The organism is Dethiosulfatibacter sp. (assembly GCF_983023055.1).
The window spans coordinates 1-5,165 of the sequence record NZ_CEZJXU010000063.1 but is presented as its reverse complement, the minus strand read 5'-3'; the positions used below and the strand labels follow the sequence as shown (position 1 = coordinate 5,165).

Annotated in this window: 4 protein-coding genes and 1 pseudogene; all 5 read right to left on the bottom strand. The window is 37.7% G+C overall.

What is annotated here, in order from left to right:
* Positions 1-464: pseudogene (locus AC3AX0_RS03775) on the bottom strand (hypothetical protein); the annotation flags it as partial.
* A 16-nt stretch (positions 465-480) separates the two neighbouring features.
* Positions 481-2,022, bottom strand: a complete 1,542-nt coding sequence (locus AC3AX0_RS03770) for a CotH kinase family protein (RefSeq protein ID WP_487548971.1) — start codon at positions 2,020-2,022, stop codon at positions 481-483.
* 10 nt (positions 2,023-2,032) lie between these two features.
* A complete protein-coding gene (locus AC3AX0_RS03765; protein ID WP_487548970.1) occupies positions 2,033-2,713 on the bottom strand; it encodes a DUF4956 domain-containing protein in 681 nt (226 codons plus the stop codon).
* A gap of 15 nt (positions 2,714-2,728) precedes the next feature.
* Positions 2,729-3,424 (bottom strand): polyphosphate polymerase domain-containing protein, encoded by a 696-nt coding sequence (locus AC3AX0_RS03760; RefSeq protein WP_487548969.1) that lies wholly within the window; start codon positions 3,422-3,424, stop codon positions 2,729-2,731.
* Positions 3,425-3,615: 191 nt separating this feature from the next.
* Entirely contained in the window at positions 3,616-5,010 is a 1,395-nt protein-coding gene (locus tag AC3AX0_RS03755; protein WP_487548968.1) for a S41 family peptidase, read from the bottom strand.
* Positions 5,011-5,165 lie beyond the last annotated feature (155 nt).

The following is a 5,165-nucleotide window of genomic DNA, read 5'->3' as shown; positions in this document are numbered from 1 at the left end:
GGCCCACAAGGACCTGTATCTCCCATAGCCCAGAAATTGTCCTTTTCACCCATCTTTTCAGCAAGTTCCTTCATTTCACTTCTGTCACAGTCATCGCATACATGTATGTGGACCCTGCTCATGTCAGGATAATTCATGTGTTTGCAACCGTTTATAGTCTTGTAGAGAAGGTCAGTTGATTCATTGTGGGTGGCTATGTAGACATCAACATGTGGAAACCAGTCTACAGGTATTTCAGGCATCTCCGGAATAAAAGCACGGCTCATGTTTTTGTAGTGTTCAGCTGCCTCAAGCATACTGATTGACTCTGCCACAATAAGGGATATTCCCGCAATTAGAGACAATATGCCGTATTGTGTCGGTATTGTGAATAAAATACGCCAGCCTATATAGATAATTGAAGTTATGAGAGTAAGAATCAGAAGAATCTTCTTACGTTTGAGTTTGTTTTTTTCATTGTTCACTATCTGTACCACCCTTTTACTCGAATTTAACAATAATAATTGAAATCAGAAAAGTTGCTATAAAAAGAAGTGCATTCAAATTGTCGGGTAACAAATCCTTGTTTGAATCGGTGGAATAATCATATAGAATTTCGATGTTTTCATCCAGCCAACTGCCTCTAGATGTTAAAATGCCCTTCATCCGGTCAATCTCATCTTCAAAGGTCGGTGAGTTTCTGTCCACAATGTTACCATTGGAATCAGGAATATTATTCAATAGATTCATTTCGTATATATATCCCCATACATGATTGTTTCTTTCAACGGGGAGGCTGATATAGAGGGCAGTATCGTCGATAAATGATGTCAGATATTCATCGGACAAGACTGTCTGCCTCAATTTCTTGTATCTTTTCACTACCCTGTCTGTGAATTTCTTGTCTGTAAAAAGGGTATCGTACCAGGAATAATTGTTGATTACGGTGTTGCCAATGTCCATGATATATGCAGGGTCGTTGTCCATTGATCTGTCGAAATCCCAGACAGGTCCCATTTTAAGCTTACCTCCAAGGTCCTTATAGGAATAAGTGGAATAGAGACCTGCATCGTAGTTTCCGAAGAGTTCATTAATAATGAAATAGTCCACGAAGGAATCAAGGTTTATATAATCTGAAAGTCTGTCAAGGTCAAGACCTTCTTCTGAATACATAATCTCCTCTATGAAGCTTATATCATTCGCTACAAAAGCCAATGTTTTTTCATCTACCTTTGTCTTTGAGGGGTACTTAAGGCCTATGAATTCATCTGTCAGATTATTTTCCGTTCCAAAGGTCATTAGTATGTTTTCATCGGGATTGAATCGGTCTCTTCTTACTATATAACTGGTGGTTGGAAGTTTTGGGTCATATTTTCTTATATCAACCTTTTCACTGTCTCTCTTTATGCTCTCCGTCATTAGATAGAGACCCTGGTAGGTATACTCATCACCATTCTTTGTTACTACTTCACAGAATCTGGAGTCAGGTGAGTACTCCATTATTTCTCCTGCAACACTGTAGCAGAGATAGTTACGCATAAAGGACTTGTCCATGAAATTGCCGTTTAGCACCCATTCGTTGTCGGTACTCATTCCCATCATTCCATATTCGGCTTCCTCACCGGATTCGTTTATGAACTTAATGAGATACTGTTTCTTTTCGAAATACATTGAGGAATTTCCTCTATACTTTATCATAACCCCGGAACTGAGGGCCGATTCATCTTTTATATGGTTGTATTCGCTTTCATTATCAATTACTGATACAAGCCCTTCTAAATAGATACCTTCATAATTAATACCTTCAATATTTTCATGTTCGATCTGGGCTGTCTCCATTATCTGTTCCTTTGTATCTATTACAATTATGGGAAGGTGGGTACAAAGGGTTTCGTCCTCGTGACTGCATTGGATTGTTGTTTTAAGTTCGCTTTCGTGCTGATAGGTTCTGGAATCTTTTTCATTAAGGTAATTCCATGATCCAAGGGAAAGTATTACCAGGGATATTATTATTAGAAAGCTGTAGATTTTAGTATGTTTCATGGTTTATATATTACCTGCCCAGCTCATCGTTTTGGCATATCAGATTTACATTTCTGATTCCTTCAAATTCATAAAGCTTGTCCATAATTGACTTTTCCTGTTTCTTGAAGCTGTCAATAATCTTCTGGGATAACTCATAAATTAGTTCTATATCATCAACTGAAGTGTTCTTCACCCTCATTCTTGCCTTTCCTCTGTAATAGGCTGATACAGTAACTTCAGCATCGTTTTCGACAGCTCGGTCTCCTCTAACTACAAGGAGGTATCTGTCGTTTGACTTTAGTTTTCCGAAAAGCAGAAGGAATAGAAAAAGGAAGGCTGAGCCTATTCCTGCTATTTGAAATTCATAGACACCACAGCATATACCAGCTGCAATGCTCCAGAATATGTATGCTGTATCTCTTGGGTCCTTTATAGCTGTTCTAAATCTAACTATTGAAAGGGCACCAACCATACCCAGGGACAATGCTATATTGTTTCCTATTACGGTCATAACCAAGGTTGTGATTACTGTAAGCATAACAAGGGAAACATTGAATCTTGAACTGTAGACAGCGCCGGAATGAGAAAACCTATAGGATGTATAGATAGCCATTCCAATCAACAGAGCCATGGAAAAGCCAATAAATATATCCTGTTGTGACATTTTTCCTGCTTCTGATAAAAATAATTCATAGATGTATTCTTTCATTTTCTTAATAATCTCCTAATAATATAATGATTTTCTTCCTTCGCAGTACTTGCTGAATGAAGTTTCGGTCTTGTCGCATTCCCTGATCAGATCTTTTACATGACTAAACAGGAAGTTGTTGTACTTTACCTCAAATACGATACAGTCAGATGGAATCATGGGATTCATGTTTAGTTTTGGACTAAAAAAGTCAAATGACGTCTCGGTGTTTCGTAAGTTGTGGTCAAATGTGAGCCTAATGCTGTTTTCGGGCATCAGGAAAGCCTTTCTTGTATATTCGACTATGCACTTTGGTCTGTAGAGTCCACAGCTCATGGCTATATAAAGCTCTTCTGCAAATGGACTGTTATAGTTCAAGAGGACCGAATATCCTCCGCTTATAAGCTCTTTGGCATCCTTCCTTGAAATTGACATTGATCGTTTTGTCTGGAATTCCGAGCTTTTTTCTTTCATCTCAATTTTTACAAAATTTGATTCAGTATCATAAATCCTAAGCCTGATTTTCTTCTTGTTCATTAGTCCGTCGATTTTGTCGTGATAATCATCGTCATACATGGAATCAAAATACAATGTTCTGACCATGTATCCATCATCTGAACCATTTGCATCCTTTTGCAGGATACAGGAAATTCTGTTGCTTATTACACTGAACCTTTCAGTAGAAATTAAATATTTCCTTTCGTTTCTGTTAACCTTTATTGTCTCTGTCATCTTAACTCCAATAGAAATTTATAAAAAATGCAATTAGCTTAAATTATATCATTCATTAATGTGGAATGATATAAATAAATATCCAATTTCCCCATAAACAAAAGCTACCAATGAATGGATGTTTATCCATTTGTAGGTAGCTCTTAATTATGAAGATCCGAAATCGATCTCTATAAATATTCAATTATATCCTATCTAAGTATCTCCAACGCCTTTTCCAGTTGGAAGTCAACACTTGTATCCACTGAATAACTTTCCAGTGATATTTTTAGTGCATCCTGGGTAGTGAAGTCAAGGATTCCGTAAGGATAAAGTCCCTTGTCAGCCTGGAACTGTGCAATCTGCTTTTTAAGGTGTTCATCAAAGATGCCGTCTGCTCCGGTTACTGGGTAACCGAGTATATTCAGTATCTTTTCAGCAGCTAGTACGTCGAGTCCCACTATTCCAACAACAGGCTTCCTTCTCTTGTCAAATTCCGGAATATCCGATGTGTCAAAGTTCGAAAGAGGCTTGTTGTTATCAATGATTATGTCGGGAGTGATTCCTATTCCATGAACATGGTTTCTTCCTGCAGTAAGGTATTCAGCAGTTGTAAGCTTCATTGCACTTCCGTCCTTTAATGGATATAGAGTCTGTACAACGCCTTTTCCAAAGGTTTTTGTTCCAATTATTGTACCTGCATCTCTGTCCTGTACTGCTCCAGCAAATATTTCCGATGCACTAGCACTTCCTTTGTTTACAAGAACTGCCAGTTCGAAGTTTTGAACCTGCAGATTGCTGGAATATTCCGTTTCCTCTCCATTTGCCGTGATTACATATGCAAGGGGGCCACTAGGTACGAAAAGGTCCAGTGTACTAAGCACTTCGCTTAGGCTTCCACCAGGATTGTTTCTAAGGTCTACTACAAGCTTGTCCACACCGGAATCCAGAAAAGCAGTCATTTGATCTGCTATGAGCTCAAGTGTGTTTGAATTGAACTGTGTAATCTTAAGATAGCCGATATTGTCGTCCATAATCTCCGTGAATACTGAGCTTATAACTATATTGCCCCTTATTATGGGGAAATTGATTATCTCATTGTCTCTCTCTATTCCAAGTATTACGGTAGTTCCTATTCGACCTCTTATAAGCTGTGCAGCCTCGTCTGTTGAATATCCGGTGATGTCTGTACCATCTACATATTTGATTATATCCTTGGCCTGTATTCCTGCTTTTTCTGCAGGAGAATCATGAATAGGTGTTACAACTACAACATAGTCGCCTTCATTTACAATCTGTATTCCAACGCCGGAAAACTCACCGGACATGCCAGTTGAAAAGTCACGGTATTCATCAGCTGTGTAGAATACGCTGTAATCGTCAAGATTTTCAAACATGCCGTCGTAAAGACCTTCAAGTATTTCCTCATAGGATAAATCATAGAGATAATTTTCCTTAACAAACTTTGCAACCTTTTTCATGAATTCATGGTTCTCATCGAACTCTAATTCAGTCATTGTATTTTCATCTGTGGATTCCGTTGCAAAAGCTACAGTTGAAAAGACCATGGATAATATTAGTATTATAACTATCAATTTGCATTTCATAAATACCGTCCTTTAATATTATTAGTATTTTGAGCATAAAAAAATATGCCTTCAAATAATATTATATTAGACGAAGGCAGAAAAAGCAAAGTAATAGCTACAACAATTATCAATAATAAATATAAAAAATTGTTGTAGCGGTAGCTAAACACCAA

What these genes read in the sequence shown, in the direction of transcription:
- AC3AX0_RS03770 (WP_487548971.1), bottom strand. Translation starts at nt 2,022, where the DNA reads ATGAAACATACTAAAATCTACAGCTTTCTAATAATAATATCCCTGGTA.
- AC3AX0_RS03765 (WP_487548970.1), bottom strand. Translation starts at nt 2,713, where the DNA reads ATGAAAGAATACATCTATGAATTATTTTTATCAGAAGCAGGAAAAATG.
- AC3AX0_RS03760 (WP_487548969.1), bottom strand. Translation starts at nt 3,424, where the DNA reads ATGACAGAGACAATAAAGGTTAACAGAAACGAAAGGAAATATTTAATT.
- AC3AX0_RS03755 (WP_487548968.1), bottom strand. Translation starts at nt 5,010, where the DNA reads ATGAAATGCAAATTGATAGTTATAATACTAATATTATCCATGGTCTTT.